General features: G+C 65.5%; 15 protein-coding genes. 9 read left to right on the top strand and 6 right to left on the bottom strand.

The features are described 5' to 3' along the window. Positions 1-159: 159 nt before the first annotated feature. The 3 genes from LO55_RS10115 (at position 160) to LO55_RS10105 (ending at position 2,902) form a co-directional block, all read left to right on the top strand. Complete coding sequence (locus LO55_RS10115) at positions 160-792, top strand: RNA pyrophosphohydrolase (protein ID WP_005665232.1); 633 nt, start codon at positions 160-162, stop codon at positions 790-792. A 117-nt stretch (positions 793-909) separates the two neighbouring features. Then, positions 910-2,415: a retroviral-like aspartic protease family protein gene (locus LO55_RS10110; protein ID WP_177185515.1), complete on the top strand. Its 1,506-nt coding sequence runs from the start codon at positions 910-912 to the stop codon at positions 2,413-2,415. Between the two features lie 58 nt (positions 2,416-2,473). Continuing rightward, entirely contained in the window at positions 2,474-2,902 is a 429-nt protein-coding gene (locus LO55_RS10105) for a DUF1841 family protein (protein WP_005665227.1), read from the top strand. Between the two features lie 13 nt (positions 2,903-2,915). Here the strand turns inward: LO55_RS10105 and LO55_RS10100 are convergent, their stop codons facing one another. From LO55_RS10100 to LO55_RS10090, 3 genes are all read right to left on the bottom strand, one after another. Next, entirely contained in the window at positions 2,916-4,436 is a 1,521-nt protein-coding gene (locus LO55_RS10100; protein ID WP_071361360.1) for a SulP family inorganic anion transporter, read from the bottom strand. A 96-nt stretch (positions 4,437-4,532) separates the two neighbouring features. Continuing rightward, the gene (locus tag LO55_RS10095) at positions 4,533-4,871 is read right to left on the bottom strand and encodes a c-type cytochrome (RefSeq protein WP_071361359.1); all 339 of its coding nucleotides are present in this window, start codon (positions 4,869-4,871) and stop codon (positions 4,533-4,535) included. A gap of 8 nt (positions 4,872-4,879) precedes the next feature. Further along, entirely contained in the window at positions 4,880-5,236 is a 357-nt protein-coding gene (locus LO55_RS10090) for a c-type cytochrome (RefSeq protein WP_005665222.1), read from the bottom strand. Positions 5,237-5,423: 187 nt separating this feature from the next. On the opposite strand from LO55_RS10090, the gene LO55_RS10085 reads away from it, so the two are divergent. From LO55_RS10085 to LO55_RS10070, 4 genes are all read left to right on the top strand, one after another. Next, entirely contained in the window at positions 5,424-6,269 is an 846-nt protein-coding gene (locus tag LO55_RS10085) for an AAA family ATPase (protein ID WP_071361358.1), read from the top strand. A gap of 34 nt (positions 6,270-6,303) precedes the next feature. Then, positions 6,304-7,473, top strand: coding sequence for a vWA domain-containing protein (locus LO55_RS10080; RefSeq protein WP_071361357.1), 1,170 nt, complete (start codon positions 6,304-6,306; stop codon positions 7,471-7,473). A gap of 221 nt (positions 7,474-7,694) precedes the next feature. Next, positions 7,695-8,885: a cation:proton antiporter gene (locus tag LO55_RS10075; RefSeq protein WP_005665216.1), complete on the top strand. Its 1,191-nt coding sequence runs from the start codon at positions 7,695-7,697 to the stop codon at positions 8,883-8,885. Then, positions 8,875-10,002, top strand: a complete 1,128-nt coding sequence (locus LO55_RS10070) for a YbdK family carboxylate-amine ligase (protein WP_071361356.1) — start codon at positions 8,875-8,877, stop codon at positions 10,000-10,002. The genes LO55_RS10075 and LO55_RS10070 overlap by 11 nt, the downstream gene beginning before the upstream one ends. A gap of 9 nt (positions 10,003-10,011) precedes the next feature. On the opposite strand, the gene LO55_RS10065 is transcribed toward LO55_RS10070, so the two are convergent. From LO55_RS10065 to LO55_RS10055, 3 genes are all read right to left on the bottom strand, one after another. Continuing rightward, positions 10,012-10,350: a hypothetical protein gene (locus tag LO55_RS10065; RefSeq protein WP_071361355.1), complete on the bottom strand. Its 339-nt coding sequence runs from the start codon at positions 10,348-10,350 to the stop codon at positions 10,012-10,014. Between the two features lie 194 nt (positions 10,351-10,544). Further along, positions 10,545-11,543: a gamma-glutamyl-gamma-aminobutyrate hydrolase family protein gene (locus LO55_RS10060; protein ID WP_143054495.1), complete on the bottom strand. Its 999-nt coding sequence runs from the start codon at positions 11,541-11,543 to the stop codon at positions 10,545-10,547. A 66-nt stretch (positions 11,544-11,609) separates the two neighbouring features. Further along, positions 11,610-12,446 carry a response regulator gene (locus tag LO55_RS10055; RefSeq protein ID WP_071361354.1) on the bottom strand — a complete coding sequence of 279 codons (837 nt, stop codon included), beginning with the start codon at positions 12,444-12,446 and terminating at the stop codon, positions 11,610-11,612. Between the two features lie 172 nt (positions 12,447-12,618). On the opposite strand from LO55_RS10055, the gene LO55_RS10050 reads away from it, so the two are divergent. Then, entirely contained in the window at positions 12,619-14,616 is a 1,998-nt protein-coding gene (locus LO55_RS10050; RefSeq protein WP_071361353.1) for a DNA topoisomerase IV subunit B, read from the top strand. Between the two features lie 34 nt (positions 14,617-14,650). Then, positions 14,651-16,978, top strand: a complete 2,328-nt coding sequence (gene parC, locus LO55_RS10045) for a DNA topoisomerase IV subunit A (RefSeq protein ID WP_071361352.1) — start codon at positions 14,651-14,653, stop codon at positions 16,976-16,978. Positions 16,979-17,037: the final 59 nt, after the last annotated feature.

Below are 17,037 nucleotides of genomic sequence, written 5' to 3'. Positions count from 1 at the left end.
TAAAGGATTAGCCGGCTGATGCGTCCAATCTTTCTACAAACAGGGTCCGGAACCAGCAGCATGTGCCGTACAAACGGCGCCGACACCCCGCGGGCGTACAGAATTTGTAGGTAAAAACATAAGGGACGATCCGCCGGCAGAAAGTATCGAGGTGCACTTATGCTCGACCGTGAAGGGTTTCGGCCCAACGTCGGCATCATCCTGCTGAACGCTAACAACGAGGTCTGGTGGGGCAAGCGGGTGCGCGAGCACTCATGGCAATTTCCGCAAGGGGGTATCAAGTACGGGGAAACGCCAGAACAGGCAATGTACCGCGAGCTTGAGGAAGAAATCGGCCTGCGCCAGGAGCACGTCAAGATCATGGGGCGAACCCGCGACTGGCTGCGCTACGAGGTGCCCGACCACTTCATCAAGCGCGAGATCCGCGGCCATTACCGCGGCCAGAAGCAGATCTGGTTCCTGTTGCGCATGATTGCGCGCGACAACGAAGTCAACCTGCGCCTGACCGACCACCCGGAATTCGATGCCTGGCGCTGGCATGATTACTGGGTGCCGCTGGATGTCGTGATCGAGTTCAAGCGCGACGTCTACCAGCGCGCCCTGCAGGAACTGTCGCGCTTCGTCACCTGGCCGGCCAGGGGCCAGCAAGGCGAGCGGCGCCACAGCGCGCGCTACCTGCGCCAGCCGCATGGCAGGTCGCAAGGGGCCAAGCCGGCCCAAGACATGGTCGCGGTGGCGGGCGGCGCCAGTCCGGCGGGACCGGAATCGCTGGTGCTCTCGCCGAACAAGTAATTTTTGTCTTTACGGAAACGGTGGCCCGCGCCGCCGTTTCCGCCAGACTTCCCTCCCGCGCACTATTTCATGCGCAGAGCATTGCTTCGAAAGCAACTAGTGCCAGTAGAATGGGGCATGACTTCTATTGCCTCGATGCTCAGCGTTTTTCTCGCTCCCCTTCTCTTTTTCCTCCCCCTGCTTGCCGCGGCGCAAACGTCGTGCCAGTTCCTGCAGGTAGCGCAGGTGCCGCTGCACTACGCCGGCTCGGGCCTGGGACTGACGATGACCGGCGAGATCAATGACAAGCGCGCCACGCTGCTGCCCGACACCGGCGCCGGGGTCACTTACCTGACCCGCACCGGGGTCGAACGCCATGGCCTGACCCAGCGGCCCACCGGCCGCTACGTCCAGGGCGTGGCCGGCAAGTCGCGGCTGTACGAAGCCAGGGTGGCGCAGTTCACCGTCGGGCCGGTGCGCGCGCGCGACCTGTACCTGTCGGTCGTCGGCGAAACCTCGTTTACGCCGCGGTTCGACGCCATCGTCGGCGCCGCCTTCCTGCTGCAGAGCGACCTCGAATTCTCGCTGGCGACCAAGGAACTGCGCTTCTTCCGTCCGCAACGCTGCGGCAGCACCTGGCTGGCCTACTGGGACAAGAACGCGAGCGTGATCCCTTTCCGCCAGCACGAAGAACTGACGGCGAACCCGCAGTTCTTCGTCCACATCAACGGCGCGCGCCTGACCGCCATGATCGACAGCGGCGCATCGATCACGACCATCACCAGGCGCGCGGCGCATCGGGCCGGCATCGACCTCGATGGCCCGCGCGCGCAGCGCGTGGCCAATGCCCACGGCGTCGGCAAACAGTCGGTGGGCGCCTGGATCGCCAGGGCAGACACTTTCAAGATCGGCGACGCCACCGTTCACGACCCCGAGTTCGACGTGATCGACAGCCAGCTGAGCGTCGACGTGCTGCTGGGCGTCGACTTCCTGCGCACGCACCGCGTGCTGTTCGCCATGAGCCAGGGCAAGCTGTACGTGTCCTACCTCGGCGGCCAGCCGTTCGATTCGCGGCGCGAAGTCAGGCCCTGGATGCGCCAGGAAGCCGAAGCCGGCAATGCCGACGCCTGGTACACGATGGCCGGCATGGCGGTTTCCGAGCGCGCCATGAACAAGGATCCGGCGGCCGCGAAAGCTTATCTGGAGCGGGCGGCGGCGCTGGGCCAGCGCGAGGCGAGCCTGTCGCTGGGCGTACGAATGCTGGTGCAGGGCAAGCCGGAGCAGGCGGCCACGCTCCTGCGTGCGAGCCTGGGCGAAGGGCACACCGGCCGCAATGGCGCCCTGTGGCTCTACCTGGCCCAACTGCGCGCCGGCGACCCGCAAGCCCGCGCCGAACTGGAAGCGCGTTTCAAGGAACACAGCGACTGGCCACGTCCGGTGGTCGATTACTTCCTGGACAAGATCGACGGCGGCAAGCTGCTGGCTGCGTCCGATACGCCGGCGCGCGCCTGCTTTGCCGCCAACCTGGTCCTGCTGCACGAGGAAACACTGGGCAAGCCGGCCAGCGTCGCCCTGCCCAACGATTGCAAGGCGATACGCGAACAGTACCAGAGCGCGGGCGCGGGCACGGACATGGCGCTGTGACGGCGGGCCGGCATCGCGCTACAATGCCGGCTCCCTCCCCTTCCTGCCGCATTCCGCCATGTTCACTCCGTCCTCGCACGACGTGCGCCGCTTTTTCTGCGAAGCCTATCGCAAGCACCGCAACGGCGAAATCCTGACCCCGATGGACGCGATCGCGGCCGACTGGATCGTCCAGCATCCCGAATACCACGAGCAGTTCGAGGACGTCGAGGCGGCGATCGCGGCCGACTATTCGGTCGAGGGCGGCAAGGCGAATCCCTTCCTGCACCTGTCGATGCACCTGTCGATCGCCGAGCAGATCTCGATCGACCAGCCGCGCGGCATCCGCGCCGCCCACGACGCCCTGGTGGCGCGGCGCGGCGAGCACGACGCCCACCACGAGATCATGGAGTGCCTGGGCGAGATGATCTGGGCGTCGCAACGCAACGGCGTGCCGCCGGACACCGAGGCCTATATCGAATGCGTGCGCCGGCGCGCATTCGCCTGACCCGGCGCCATATTCAAGCCAGCTTGTCGTCCGCGACCCGGTAGCGCGGGTCTTCCAGCAGGTTGACCTCGACCATCCCCTGCGCCTTGTCCAGCAGCTCGCGGCAGTCCGGACTCAGGTGGCGCAGGTGCAGGCGCTTGCCCAGCAGGCGGTAGCGCTCGGCCAGCGCGTCGATCGCCTGGATCGCCGAGTGGTCGACCACCCGCGCATGCAGGAAGTCGATGATCACGTCCTGCGGATCGTCCTTTGGCGCGAACAGCGACTGGAACGGCGTCACCGAGGCGAAGAACAGCGTGCCTTCCAGCGCATAGATTTTCCAGCCCTGCTCGTCGTGCGAGACGGCGGCCCGTACCTGCTTGGCGTGCTGCCAGGCGAACACCAGCGCCGACACGATCACGCCGGCGATCACCGCCAGCGCCAGGTCGAACACCAGCGTGATGCCGGCCACCAGCACGATCACGAACAGGTCGGCGCGCGGCACTTTTCCAACCAGGCGGAACGTGCCCCACTCGAAAGTCTTTTCGCACACCACGAACATCACGCCGACCAGGGCCGCCAGCGGGATCGCCTCGATCCAGCCGGACCCGAACAGGATGAAGGCGAGCAGGAACAGCGCGGCCGCGATGCCCGACAGGCGCCCGGTGGCGCCGCTGTTCACGTTGATCATGCTCTGGCCGATCAGCGCGCAGCCGCCCATGCCGCCGAACAGGCCGGCCACGACGTTGGCGGCGCCCAGCGCCAGCGATTCGCGGTTCGGCTGGCCGCGGGTGTCGGTGATCTCGTCGATCAGGGTGAGCGTCAGCAGCGACTCGATCAGGCCGACGCCGGCCATCACTAACGCATAAGGAAAGACGATGCGCAGCGTCTCCAGGTTCCACGGCACGTCGGGCAGCGCGAAGCCCGGCAGGCCGCCGGCGATCGAACCGAGGTCGCCGACGGTCTTGGTGTCGATGCCGAGCAGCGCGCAGCCGACGCTTGCCACCAGGATGCCGACCAGCGTCGACGGCACCGCTTTGGTCAGGCGCGGGGTCAGGTAGATCACCGCCATCGTGACGATGATGATGCCGGCCATGACCGCCAGCTCGGGACCGGCCATCCACTGCGCCGCGCCGTCCGGACCCGGCTCCTTGAAGTGGTTGAACTGGGCCAGGAAGATCACCAGCGCCAGGCCGTTGACGAAGCCGAGCATCACCGGATGCGGCACCATGCGGATGAACTTACCCAGGCGCGCGGCGGCGAACAGCAGTTGCAGCACGCCCATCAGCACCACGGCGGCCAGCAGGTATTGCGCGCCATGCTGCACCACCAGCGCCACCATCACCACCGCCAGCGAACCGGCGGCGGCCGAGATCATGCCGGGCCGGCCGCCAAAGGCGGAGGTGACGAAGGCGACGATCACCGCCGCGTACAGGCCGGTGAGCGGGGACAAGTGGGCGACCAGGGCGAAGGCGATCGCCTCGGGCACCAGCGCCAGCGCGACGGTCAGGCCGGCCAGCAGGTTGATCTTCAGGTAAGCGGGGGTAAGGGACGGCACGGCGGCTCCAGCGGCAAAATGACGATCCCCTCGCTGCACCGCAGCAGAGGGGATGGCATGTTACCAGTTGGCGCCCGCGGGCGTGTGGCGGCCCTGCTACTTCTTGACCACCAGCTGCGACGGCAGGCTGGCGAGGTAGGCGCCGAGATCGGCCATGTCCTGGTTCGAGAGCGGCTGCGCGATGCCGGCCATGATCGGATTGACGCGGCCGTTGGCGCCGGCCCCGCGCTTGTAGGCGCGCAGCGCATGCGTGAGATAGTCGGCATGCTGGCCGGCCAGCTTCGGATAGGTCGGGTCGATCGGCTTGTTGTAGTCGGCGCCGTGGCAGGAGGCGCAGTTGTATTTCTGGGCCAGGGCTTCGCCGCGTTTGACGTCGTTGGCGGATGCGCCGAAAGACACAGCGCCGAGGACCAGCAGGAGCATCGTGTTCTTCATGGCGGTCCTCATCGCTTGGCGGTCGTCTGGGTCGACGTTTGCTGGGAATAATAGGCCGCCACGTCGGCGATGTCCTGGTCGCTCATCGAGCGCGCGATGCCGGTCATGGAAGGATGCTTGCGGTCGCCCTTGCGATAGGCCTTGAGTGCGGATTCGATGTACCTGGCCGACTGGCCGCCGATCATCGGCACGCGGTACACCTCGGGGAATGCCGTCTTGTAGCCGCCGGGGATGGCGTGGCAGCCGATGCACATCTCGATCTTGGCGGTGGCCGCCTGGGGATTACCAACCACTTCCGCAGCAAGGGCGCTGCCGGCGGCGCCGGCAAGGAGCGCCAGCGCCAGTGGTACCAGAGTTTTTTTCATGGGCGTCTCGTTAGTTATATTTCGAAAACCGCAACCGCACAAAAACTTAGCAAAGGCTTACCAACGGGCCGATTCTATCTGAAGACTTGACACCAGTCTACAAACCGGCGTCCGCCGCAGGACAGGCTACAGGCGCGAAGTTTGTCATATACTCGGCCCATCTTCTTCGATTTCCCCGTCATCCGCCATGCATGCTTCTCCCCGCTTCGAAGGCAGCGACAACTACGTCGCCACTGCCGACCTGAAACTGGCCGTCAACGCCGCGCTCACGCTGGGCCGCCCGCTCCTGATCAAGGGCGAGCCGGGCACCGGCAAGACCATGCTGGCCGAAGAGGTAGCAGCCGCGCTGAACATGCCGCTGCTGCAGTGGCACGTGAAGTCGACCACCAAGGCCCAGCAGGGCCTGTACGAATACGACGCCGTCTCGCGCCTGCGCGATTCGCAGCTGGGCGACGAGCGCGTGCGCGACATCCAGAACTACATCGTCAAGGGCGTGCTGTGGCAGGCATTCACGTCGCCCGAGCCGGTCGTGCTCCTGATCGACGAAGTCGACAAGGCCGACATCGAGTTCCCGAACGACCTGCTGCGCGAACTCGACCGCATGGAGTTCTACGTCTACGAGACGCGCGAGATGGTGGTGGCCAAACACCGCCCGCTGGTGATCATCACCTCCAACAACGAAAAAGAACTGCCCGACGCCTTCCTGCGCCGCTGCTTCTTCCATTACATCCAGTTCCCGGACCGCGAGACGATGGCCGACATCGTGGGCGTGCACTTCCCGACGCTCAGGCAAGACCTGCTGGCCGCCGCGCTGCAAAGCTTTTATGCGCTGCGCGACGTCCCCGGCATCAAGAAGAAGCCGTCGACCTCGGAATTCCTCGACTGGCTCAAGCTGCTGCTGGCGGAGGACGTGCCGGCCGAAGCGCTGCGCGCCGAGAATGCAACGCCGCCGCTGCACGGCGCCCTGCTCAAGAACGAGCAGGACATCGCCCTGTTCGACCGCCTGATGGCCATGGCGAAGAGCCGGCGATGATCGCCGTCTCGCCCATCGCCCCCAAGGTCAAGCGATGCTGATCGACTTCTTCCGCGCCCTGCGCGAGGCCAAGGTCCCGGTCTCGATCCGCGAATTCCTGACCCTGCTCGAAGCCCTGCAGCGCCAGGTGATCCTGCCCTCGCTCGACGAGTTCTATTACCTCGCGCGCCTGACGCTGGTGAAGGACGAAGCCCACTTCGACAAGTTCGATCGCGTGTTCGGCGCCTGGTTCAGGGGCGTGGATGCGGTGTTCGACGAGAAGGCAGAGATTCCGCTGGAGTGGCTGATCAAGCGCTTCGAGCGCGAACTGACGCTGGAACAGAAGGCGCAGCTGGAAAAATTCGGTTACGACAAATTGCAGCAGCGCCTGCAAGAGCTGCTGAAAGAGCAGAAGGAACGCCATGCCGGCGGCAGCAAGTGGATCGGCACCGGCGGCACCTCGCCCTTCGGGCACGGCGGCACCAATCCGGAAGGCATCCGCATTGGCGGCACGGGCCGCAACCGCAGCGCGGTCAAGGTATGGGAGCAGCGCACCTTCCGCGACTACGACGACGAGCGCGAACTGGGCACGCGCAACCTGAAAGTCGCGCTGCGCCGCCTGCGCCGCTTCGCGCGCCAGGGCGCGGCGGACGAGCTGGCGCTGGACGACACCATCCGCGCCACCGCCAGCAATGCCGGCTGGCTCGACATCCGCATGCGGCCCGAGCGCAAGAACCGGATCAAGGTGGTGATGCTGCTCGACGTGGGCGGCTCGATGGACGACCACATCGAGCGCACCGAAGAACTGTTCTCGGCCGCCAGCAGCGAGTTCAAGAACATGGAGTTCTACTACTTCCACAACTGCGTCTACGATTACCTGTGGAAGAACAACCGCCGTCGCCACAGCGAGCGTTTCGACACCTGGGACGTGCTGCGCAAGTATCCGCCCGACACCCGCCTGATCTTCGTCGGCGACGCCACCATGAGCCCGTACGAGGTGATGGCGCCGGGCGGCTCGGTCGAGTACAACAACGAAGAGCCGGGCGCGGCCTGGCTGGCGCGCTTCGTGTCGACCTTTCCCAAGTTCGCCTGGCTCAATCCGGAGCCAGAACACCTGTGGCAGTATCGGCAGTCGATCGCGCTGATCCGCCAGATCATGAACAACCGCATGTTCCCGATCACGCTGGACGGCCTGGAACGGGCAATGCGCCTGCTCAGTAAGTAATTCCCCTAGACAAATAATGTCTTTACGCACTGTGTTAGTGCGGACACGGACGGCCTTGCTGGAATCGCTATGATCGAGCCACTCGCCCGCCGCTCGCCGTGTCTCGACACAAGGCGCGTGGACGGGCGAGCCAGGACAATCGTGCGTGCCTCGTCCGCTTGTAGAATCCGCGGACGTCGGCGGCAAGCGCGCACCATATAAAAGACTAGAGGGGAAAACGAATGCCAGACCTGCTGTCCTTGTTGACGAGTCTCGCGTGGCCGCTGGCGATCGCGCTCGCCTGGCTGGCCGGCGAATTTGGGCAGCGCTGGACCGGCCTGCCGCGCATCAGCTTCTATGGCCTGGTCGGCTTCGCCCTCGGCAGCACCCAGATCGGCGCCTTGCCCGCCCCCGACATGGGGCCGGTCTCGCTGCTGGCCAACGTCGCCTTCGGCCTGATCCTGTTCGAACTGGGCAACCGCATCAACCTGCGCTGGCTGGTCAACAATCCCTGGATCGGCGTGGCCGGCCTGGTCGAGGCGGCGCTGACCTTCATCCTCGTGTATGTCGTCGCCAGCGCCTTCGGGGTCGGTCGCCTGACCGCCCTGCTGATGGCGGCGCTGTCGATGGCGACCTCGCCCGCCACCGTGGTGCGGGTCGTCAACGAACAGAAAAGCTCGGGCCAGATGACGGAGCGGGTGCTGCACCTGTCGGCCCTGAACTGCGTGCTGTCGGTGTTCGCCTTCAACGCCATCATCGGCATCTGGCTGTTCCGCACCTACGACGCCGTCGGCGAAGCGCTGTGGCAAAGCCTGGTGATGCTGGCCGGCTCGATCCTGATCGGCGCCATCTTCGGCGTGGTGGTGCCGGCCCTGCTGCGCGCGATCGGCAATCCGCAGCAAGACACCACCGTCGCCTTCGCCCTCGCGATCATCCTGCTGGTGGCCGTGTGCGACAGCGCCGGCCTGACGCCGGTGGTGGCGGCGCTCGCCTTCGGCCTGACGGTGCGCTACCGGCGCGTCGCCTTTACCCAGACCCAGCGCAACTTCGGCGCGCTGGGCGAGGTGCTGACCGTGCTGCTGTTCGTGTACGCCGCCTCGACCCTCGACTGGCGCCTGGTCGCCGCCGGCGCGCTGCTCGCCATCAGCGTGGTGGTGGCGCGCATGTTCGCCAAGGTGGCCGGGGTGACGGCGTTCGCCCACCTGTCGGGCGTCACCTGGCGCAAGGGGGCGCTCACCGGCCTCGGGCTGGCGCCGCTGGCCGTGTTCGTGATCCTGCTGCTCGAGCACGCGCGCTATGCCGGCCTGAAAGTGGTCGAAGAACTGTATGCGATGGCCGCCGTGACGATGCTGCTCGAAGTCTTCGGCCCGATCATCATCCAGCGCGCGCTGATCTGGGCGCGCGAAGCACCGGAGTCGACCCATGTCGCTTGAAGCCTTCAACCCTTCGCAGCCGCTCACCTTCGGGGTCGAGCTGGAGCTGCAACTGGTCAGCCTGTCGGATTTCAACCTGACCGCGGCCAGCCCCGACCTGATGCACTTATTGAAGCGCAAGCCGTTCCCGGGCAACGTCACGCCCGAGATCACCGAGAGCATGATCGAGATTAACTCGAGCGTGCACACGGCCTACGCGCCGCTGCTGGCGGAACTCACCGAGATCCGCGACACCCTGGTGGCGGCCAGCGACGTGCTCAATATCGGCATCGCCGGCGGCGGCACGCACCCGTTCCAGCACTGGTCCGACCAGCGCATCTCGGCCAAGCCGCGCTACGAATACCTGTCGCAGCTGTACGGCTACCTGGCCAAGCAGTTCACCGTGTTCGGCCAGCACGTGCACATCGGTTGCGCCAACGGCGACGACGCGCTGTATCTGCTGCATGCATTGAACCGCTACCTGCCGCACTTCATCGCGCTGTCGGCATCGTCGCCCTATGTGCAGGGCCACGACAGCCTGTTCGAATCGGCGCGCCTGAATTCCGTGTTCGCCTTCCCGATGAGCGGCCGCGCGCCGTTCACGCTCAGCTGGCAAGAGTTCACCGACGTCTACTTCGCCAAGATGGAACGCACCAACATCATCAAGAGCATGAAGGACTTTTATTGGGACCTGCGGCCCAAGCCGGAGTACGGCACCATCGAACTGCGCGTGTGCGACACGCCGCTCACGGTGGAGCGGGCGGCGGCGCTGGCCGGCTACCTGCAGGCGCTGTGCCGGCATCTGCTGGAACGGAAGGAAGAGGCCCCGGTAGAAGACGATTATCTGGTCTACAACTACAACCGCTTCCAGGCCTGCCGCTTCGGCCTGGACGGCAGCATCACGCATCCGAAGACCTACGACAACGTGCCGATGCGCGACGACATCCTGGCCACGCTCGAAACCATGCTGCCGCATGCCGAGGCGCTGGGCAGCGTGGACGCCTTGAAGCACCTGGCGGCGGCGGTGCACGACGGCAGCGACGCGACCATCCTGCGCCGCCATGTGGAGCGCGAAGGCAGCGTCGAGGGCATGGTCAATGCTGCGATCCAGCACTTCCGCGGCGGCCGCGCGAGCTAGCGCGCGGCATCAACCGGCGAGCGGCGCGGCCTTGCCGGTCCAGCCGCCTTTCATGAAGCGCGCCAGCAAGGGCTGGCGCACAGGCGCCGGCGGCGGCAGCTTGGCGTCGACCACCACCGCCCACTGGTCGGCCAGCTGTTCGCAGGTAGCGCGCAGCACCGGATCGATGTTCGGCAGGCGCGACAGCGCGCACAGGTGGCGCTCGATCACCGACGCCAGCTTGACGCACGGCTGCTCGCCATCGCCACGGGTCGTGTAGTTGGACATCAGGTGCAGAAGCGACGCGACCAGCAATGCGTCCTGGCTGCGCGGTTCCGACGGCGTCGTGCGGGGGGTGGAAATGGTCATGCAAGCGTCTCCCAAAAAAGCGGTTGCGGTCGGCAACGATCGGACGTGAAGAGTCGAGATTCGCACAAGATGCGAATGATTCTCATTTCATTATTCACGCCTCGCGCGGCGAAAGCAAGCGTTTTCGGCAATCGAATCGCAGTCCGGATGAGGTCTGGCGACGAGTGATTCCTGACAGCAATTGAGAGCGGAAATTACAGCCGGGTTTCGCGCGCCGCGCGCAGGAATTCGTCGAGCACCGGCGTGCAATCGAGCAGGTCGACGCCGCCGGCGCGGTGGAATTCGGGGTGCCACTGCAGGCCCATGACGAAGTTGGCGCGCTGGTAGCGGATCGCCTCGATGACGCCGTCCGGCTCGGACATGGCCTCGATGCGGATGTCGCGCCCGAGATCCTTGACCGCCTGGTGGTGGATCGAGTTCACTACCGCCCGCTCGACCTTGGGGAACATGCGGCCCAGCGACGAGCCCTTGGGGAAGACGATGGCGTGGCGGTGCGCGTCATAGATGTCGTGCACGTGAGCCAGGGCTTCGGGCATGTCGGTGGCGACGTCCTGGTGCAAGGTGCCGCCGAAGGCGACATTGATCAGCTGGCAGCCGCGGCACACGCCCAGCACCGGTTTGCCGGCGTCGACGAATTCGTGCAGCAGTTCGAGTTCATAGACGTCGCGCGCGCGGTCGCCGCTCCATTCGGGACGGGTGGGGGTTTCGGAATAGGTTTGCGGCGCCACGTCGGCCCCGCCCTGCAGCACGAGGCCGTCGAGGTGGCGCGCATAGTGGCGCAAGGTGATATTACTGGGGTGCAGCAGGCCGTTGGTATTCACGGTGGGGATCATGAACACCAGCACGTCGCGCGACATCACCCACTGGGCAATCGATTCCTCGAGATACTGCAGGTTCTTGCTGAGCAGCCCCTTGGCGCCGGCGGCCGGGTGAAAGATGCGGGCCGAGACGCCGATGTGCAGCGTGCGCTGCATGAAATCGCGGTTGAAGCGTTCGCGCAGCGAGCGAAAACGCGAGGTGATGACCCGGCCGGCCAGGGCGACGGCATTATCGCCATCGCGCAGGTAGCGGGCGGGCCCGCGCGACTGGCCGCCGCTGGCGCGGCGTTCGGGCACGCGCACGCGGGTCTCGCGGCGCTCGTCCACGTCCGCCGCGGGATCATCGTTGCGCTTGATTTGATCATCTTCAGCCATGGCTATTAATATAACTTCGCCACCGCTGCGCACAATATAAAGTTGTTACAAAACGTCGCGTTCCGCCTACACCGGCAGGTCGAGCAGCTTCTGGAAGGTCAGCATCCAGTGGCGGCCGGCGACCGGCGTCGTGAGCAGGCCGCGCGCCCCGGCGCGGCGCGCACGCACGCTGTCGTAGTGAAACGATTGCTCGACCAGGAACACCACCGGCGTGCGCTGCGCGCCATCCTGCGACTTGATCGAGCTGCACACCTCATACGGTTCGATGCCGGCCGCCGCCGTGTTGATCAGCACCAGCGCTACCGGCGTTTCGTCGCACAGGCGCACCGCCGCGCACAGGCTGTCGGTCCATTCCACCGGCACCCGGCGCGGGCCGAGCACGCGCGCCACCTGGTTACGCAGCTTGCACTCCTTGTCGACGATCAGAACGGCCCCATCTACGGGACCACGGCGCAGGCGCGTGTAGAATGCCGGCGTTTCGCAATCCGGCGCCAGGCGCGGGCGGCGGCGGCGCTCGGCCAGCACGCGCCGGACCGTGCGGGTGCTCTGCTGCACCAGCGCCTGGACCCGGGTATCGAGCAGTTCGGCCAGGGCTTCATGCAGTTGCAGGGGATCGACCGGCCGCGCCAGGGTGCGCCAAGGGCCGGCCTCGGGGTTGCCGGGGTTACCGATGACGAGCGCGGGCTGCAGCGATCCCGGCGGCAGACAGCCGAGCCGGGTCAGCGCGGTCGGGCTGTCGCCGTTGGCGATATACAGGTCCGGCTCTTGCAAACTGTCGTCGTGCAGGCAAGAATACGACGGCCCCACGCCCGGCGCCCGCGCCAGCAGGACTTCGAGCCGCGCGCTTTCGCCCGGGGTAAACCCGATCAGGCGTACGGAAAACGGATAGCTGGACAAGTGCATCGGTAACGCCCCTCCCTGGCATTGCCGTGGTTATCCGGCTTAATCTAGCACAAACGTGCAAAGCGAAAAGCACGTCACAGCGCAAACTACTGTATATTTAAACAGTAAAAAAGCCTAACCTTTTCCTCCCGACAAGTTAGAATGCCGGAGCATTCGACAAACAATCTTCAAGATGGCCTCCAAGAAACCCGCTCCAGACTATAGCGAATCATCCATCCGCGTCCTCAAGGGACTCGAACCTGTCAAACAGCGCCCGGGCATGTACACCCGGACGGAGAACCCGCTCCACATCATCCAGGAAGTGATCGACAACGCCTCCGACGAAGCGCTGGGCGGTCACTGCAAGAACATCGGCGTGACCCTGAACCCGGACGGTTCGATCACGGTCGAGGACGACGGCCGCGGCATCCCGGTCGGCATCCACCCGGAAGAAGGCGTGTCCACGGTCGAGATCGTGTTCACCCGCCTGCACGCCGGCGGCAAGTTCGACAAGGGCTCGGGCGGCGCCTACGCCTTCTCGGGCGGCCTGCACGGGGTCGGCGTCTCGGTCACCAATGCGCTGTCGAAGCGCCTCGAGATCGAGGTGTGGCGCAAGGACGACCAGGGCAACGGCCAGCACAAGCTGGTGTTCGCCGACGGCGAGGTAATCGAGCCGCTCACGTCCAGCCCTGCCGAACGTGGCGGCAAGAAGAACGGCACCCGCGTCACCGCCTGGCCGGACGGCAAGTATTTCGATTCCCCGAACATCCCGCTGGGCGACCTGCAGCGCCTGCTGCGCTCGAAGGCGGTGCTGCTGCCGGGCGTGACGGTCACGCTCACCAACGGCAAGTCCGGCGACGTCCAGACCTGGCGCTACGACGAAGGCCTGCGCGGCTACCTGAACGAGGCGCTGGCGCAAAGTTCCAACGGCGAGACCTTGATCCCGCTGTTCGAAGGCGCGCAGTTTGCCGCCGCAGGCGACGACAGCTTCGCCGAAGGCGAAGGCGCCGACTGGGTCGTGGCCTGGACCGAAGAAGGCGGCGTGGTGCGCGAGTCCTATGTCAACCTGATTCCGACCGTGAGCGGCGGCACCCACGAAGCCGGCCTGCGCGACGGCCTGTTCGGCGCGGTGAAGAACTTCGTCGAGCTGCACGGCCTGCTGCCGAAGGGCGTCAAGCTGCTGCCCGAAGACGTGTTCGCGCGCGTCTCGTTCGTGCTGTCGGCCAAGGTGCTGGACCCGCAATTCCAGGGCCAGACCAAGGAACGCCTGAATTCGCGCGACGCGCTCAAGCTGGTGTCGACGTTTACGAAGCCGCCGCTCGAGCTGTGGCTGAACCAGCACGTCGAATACGGCAAGAAGCTGGCCGAACTCGTCATCAAGCAGGCCCAGTCGCGCCTGCGTTCGCTGCAAAAGGTCGAGAAGAAGAAATCGTCCGGCGTGGCGGTGTTGCCGGGCAAGCTGACCGATTGCGAATCGACCGACATCACGCGCAACGAGCTGTTCCTGGTCGAGGGCGACTCGGCCGGCGGCTCGGCCAAGATGGGCCGCGACAAGGAATTCCAGGCCATCCTGCCGCTGCGTGGCAAGGTGCTCAACTCGTGGGAAACCGACCGCGACCGCCTGTTCGCCAACAACGAGATCCACGATATCTCGGTGGCGATCGGCGTCGATCCGCATGGACCGAACGATTCGCCCGACTTGACCAGCCTGCGCTACGGAAAGATCTGCATCCTGTCGGATGCGGACGTCGACGGTTCGCACATCCAGGTGCTGCTGCTGACGCTGTTCTTCAAGCACTTCCCGGCCCTGTTCCGCAACGGGAACATCTGCATCGCGCGTCCGCCGCTGTACCGCGTCGACGTGCCGGCGCGCGGCAAGAAGCCGATCCAGAAACTGTACGCGCTGGACGATGGCGAGCTGCTGGCGATCGAGGACAAGCTGAAAAAAGAAGGCCTGAAGGAAGGCGTGTGGAGCATCTCGCGCTTCAAGGGCCTGGGCGAGATGAACGCCGAGCAGCTGTGGGAAACCACCATGAACCCGGACACGCGCCGCCTGCTGCCGGTATCGTTCGGCCAGTACGACGTGGCCGAGTCGGCATCGCGCTTCAATATGCTGATGGGCAAAGGCGAAGCCGCCGCGCGTCGCGCGTGGATCGAGGAACACGGGAACGAGACCGAGGCGGATATCTAATCCGCGGCAACTCGCGAGCAACCGAACAGACATCATGACGAATCAAGCAAGCCTTTTTGAGCAACAACACGAGCCCTCGGACGTCGAGACGCTCACCCTGTCCACCTTCGCCGAGCGCGCCTACCTCGACTACGCCGTCTCGGTGGTCAAGGGCCGCGCGCTGCCGGACGTGTCGGACGGCCAGAAGCCGGTCCAGCGCCGCATCCTGTATGCGATGAACGAACTGGGCCTGGGCCCGACCGCCAAGCCGCGCAAGTCGGCCGCCGTGGTCGGCGACGTGCTCGGTAAACTGCACCCGCACGGCGACCAGTCGGTGTACGACGCGCTGGTGCGCATGGCGCAGGACTTTTCGCTGCGCTACCCGCTGATCGACGGCCAGGGCAACTTCGGCTCGCGCGACGGCGACGGCGCCGCGGCGATGCGATATACCGAAGCCCGCCTGACCCCGATCTCGCGCCTGCTGATGGACGAGATCGACATGGGCACGGTCGACTCTCAACCCAACTACGACGGCTCGACCACCGAACCACGTACGCTGCCGGCCCGCCTGCCGATGGTGCTGCTCAACGGCGCCTCGGGCATCGCGGTCGGCCTGGCCACCGAGATCCCGTCGCACAATCTGCGCGAGGTCGCGGCGGCGGCGGTGGCGATGATCCGCAACCCCAAGATCACCCACGCCGAGCTGATGACCTACATCCCCGGTCCGGACTTCCCGGGCGGCGGCCAGATCATCACCCCCGCCTCGCAGATCGCCGACATGTACGCGGTCGGCCGCGGCTCGATGAAGGTGCGCGCGCGCTGGAAGATCGAAGAGCTGGCGCGCGGCCAGTGGCAGGCGGTGGTCCATGAACTGCCGCCGGGCTGCTCGTCGCAGCGCGTGCTGGAAGAAATCGAAGAGCTGACCAATCCGAAGGTCAAGGCCGGCAAGAAGGCGCTGCTGCCGGAACAGCTGGCGCTGAAGAACACGATCCTGGGCGCGCTCGACGCGGTGCGCGACGAATCGGGCCGCGACGCCCCGGTGCGCCTGGTGTTCGAGCCGAAGTCGAAGAACGTCGACCAGGGCGAGTTCATGCTGATGCTGCTCGCGCACACCTCGCTCGAAAGCTCGGCGCCGATCAACCTGGTGATGATCGGCGGCGACGGCCGTCCGCGCCAGAAGGGCTTGAGCTCGATCCTGCAGGAATGGATCGACTATCGCTTCGTGACGGTCCGCCGCCGTACCGAGTTCAAGCTGGGCAAGGTCAACGACCGCATCCACATCCTGGAAGGCCGCGAGACGGTCCTGCTGAACATCGACAAGGTGATCGCCATCATCCGCAATTCGGATGAGCCGAAGGCGGCGCTGATCGAGGAGTTCCGCCTGAGCGAACGCCAGGCCGAGGACATCCTCGAGATCCGCCTGCGCCAGCTGGCGCGCCTGGAAGCGATCAAGATCCAGCAGGAGCTGGCCGAACTGCGCAACGAGAAGGAGAAGCTCGAGGACATCCTCGAGAATCCATCGTCGATGAAGCGCCTGATCATCCGCGAGATCGAAGCCGACGCCAAGCTGTACGGCGACGACCGCCGCACCATCATCGAGGAAGCGCAACGCGCGGTGGCCGAGCAGAAGGTCATCGACGAGCCGGTGACCGTGATCGTGTCGGAAAAAGGCTGGGTGCGCGCGCGCACCGGCATCGGCCACGATCCGGCGCAGTTCACCTTCAAGGCCGGCGACTCGCTGTATAAAGCCTTCGAGTGCCGCACGATCGATCATCTGCTGGGCATCGGCGACAACGGCAAGGTGTATTCGGTGCCGGTGAATGCGCTGCCTGGTTCGCGTGGCGACGGCGTGCCGATCACGACGCTGGTCGATCTGTCGGGCGGCGTGCGGATCCTGCACTACTTCGCGGGCAATCCAGAGACGCGCCTGTTGATCTCGACCTCGGATGCGTTTGGTTTCATTACCAAGGCTGGCGATATGGTCAGCCGCCTGAAGGGGGGCAAGTCGTTCATTACCCTGAACGACGGCGCGGCGCCGTTGCCGCCGCGGGTCGTCACCGACAACGCCGGCGCGGTTGCCTGCCTGTCGGAGAAGGGCCGCGTGCTGGTGTTCGGCATCGACGAGATGAAGGTGCTGACCAATGGCGGTCGGGGTGTGATCCTGATGGAGCTGGAGCCGAAAGAGAAGATGCTGGCGGCGCAGCCGATCACGCAGAAGGGTGTGAACGTGATTGGCACCTGGTCGGGTGACAAGGCGCGGACGGTCGAACTGTTCGCGTCGGGGCTGGAGCCGCACTTTGGCAAGCGGGCGCGCAAGGGCAAGGCGTTGTCGGCGAGGTTGAAGGCGCAGGATTTGGCGATGCGGGCCAGCGAAGGAGGTTAAGTTCGCAATCAACCGCTGTGACTTGAAAGAGAACGCCGACTTGCAGTCGGCGTTTTTTT

The organism is Massilia timonae (assembly GCF_001866515.1).
GTDB classification, from domain to species: Bacteria; Pseudomonadota; Gammaproteobacteria; order Burkholderiales; family Burkholderiaceae_D; genus Telluria; species Telluria timonae.
Note: the sequence above shows the minus strand (reverse complement) of the source record. Positions and strands in the feature narration are given on the sequence as shown.

Coding starts and splice junctions, on each gene's coding strand:
- LO55_RS10115 (WP_005665232.1), top strand. CDS start 160: ATGCTCGACCGTGAAGGGTTTCGGCCCAACGTCGGCATCATCCTGCTG.
- LO55_RS10110 (WP_177185515.1), top strand. CDS start 910: ATGACTTCTATTGCCTCGATGCTCAGCGTTTTTCTCGCTCCCCTTCTC.
- LO55_RS10105 (WP_005665227.1), top strand. CDS start 2,474: ATGTTCACTCCGTCCTCGCACGACGTGCGCCGCTTTTTCTGCGAAGCC.
- LO55_RS10095 (WP_071361359.1), bottom strand. CDS start 4,871: ATGAAGAACACGATGCTCCTGCTGGTCCTCGGCGCTGTGTCTTTCGGC.
- LO55_RS10090 (WP_005665222.1), bottom strand. CDS start 5,236: ATGAAAAAAACTCTGGTACCACTGGCGCTGGCGCTCCTTGCCGGCGCC.
- LO55_RS10085 (WP_071361358.1), top strand. CDS start 5,424: ATGCATGCTTCTCCCCGCTTCGAAGGCAGCGACAACTACGTCGCCACT.
- LO55_RS10080 (WP_071361357.1), top strand. CDS start 6,304: ATGCTGATCGACTTCTTCCGCGCCCTGCGCGAGGCCAAGGTCCCGGTC.
- LO55_RS10075 (WP_005665216.1), top strand. CDS start 7,695: ATGCCAGACCTGCTGTCCTTGTTGACGAGTCTCGCGTGGCCGCTGGCG.
- LO55_RS10070 (WP_071361356.1), top strand. CDS start 8,875: ATGTCGCTTGAAGCCTTCAACCCTTCGCAGCCGCTCACCTTCGGGGTC.
- LO55_RS10065 (WP_071361355.1), bottom strand. CDS start 10,350: ATGACCATTTCCACCCCCCGCACGACGCCGTCGGAACCGCGCAGCCAG.
- LO55_RS10060 (WP_143054495.1), bottom strand. CDS start 11,543: ATGGCTGAAGATGATCAAATCAAGCGCAACGATGATCCCGCGGCGGAC.
- LO55_RS10055 (WP_071361354.1), bottom strand. CDS start 12,446: ATGCACTTGTCCAGCTATCCGTTTTCCGTACGCCTGATCGGGTTTACC.
- LO55_RS10050 (WP_071361353.1), top strand. CDS start 12,619: ATGGCCTCCAAGAAACCCGCTCCAGACTATAGCGAATCATCCATCCGC.
- parC (WP_071361352.1), top strand. CDS start 14,651: ATGACGAATCAAGCAAGCCTTTTTGAGCAACAACACGAGCCCTCGGAC.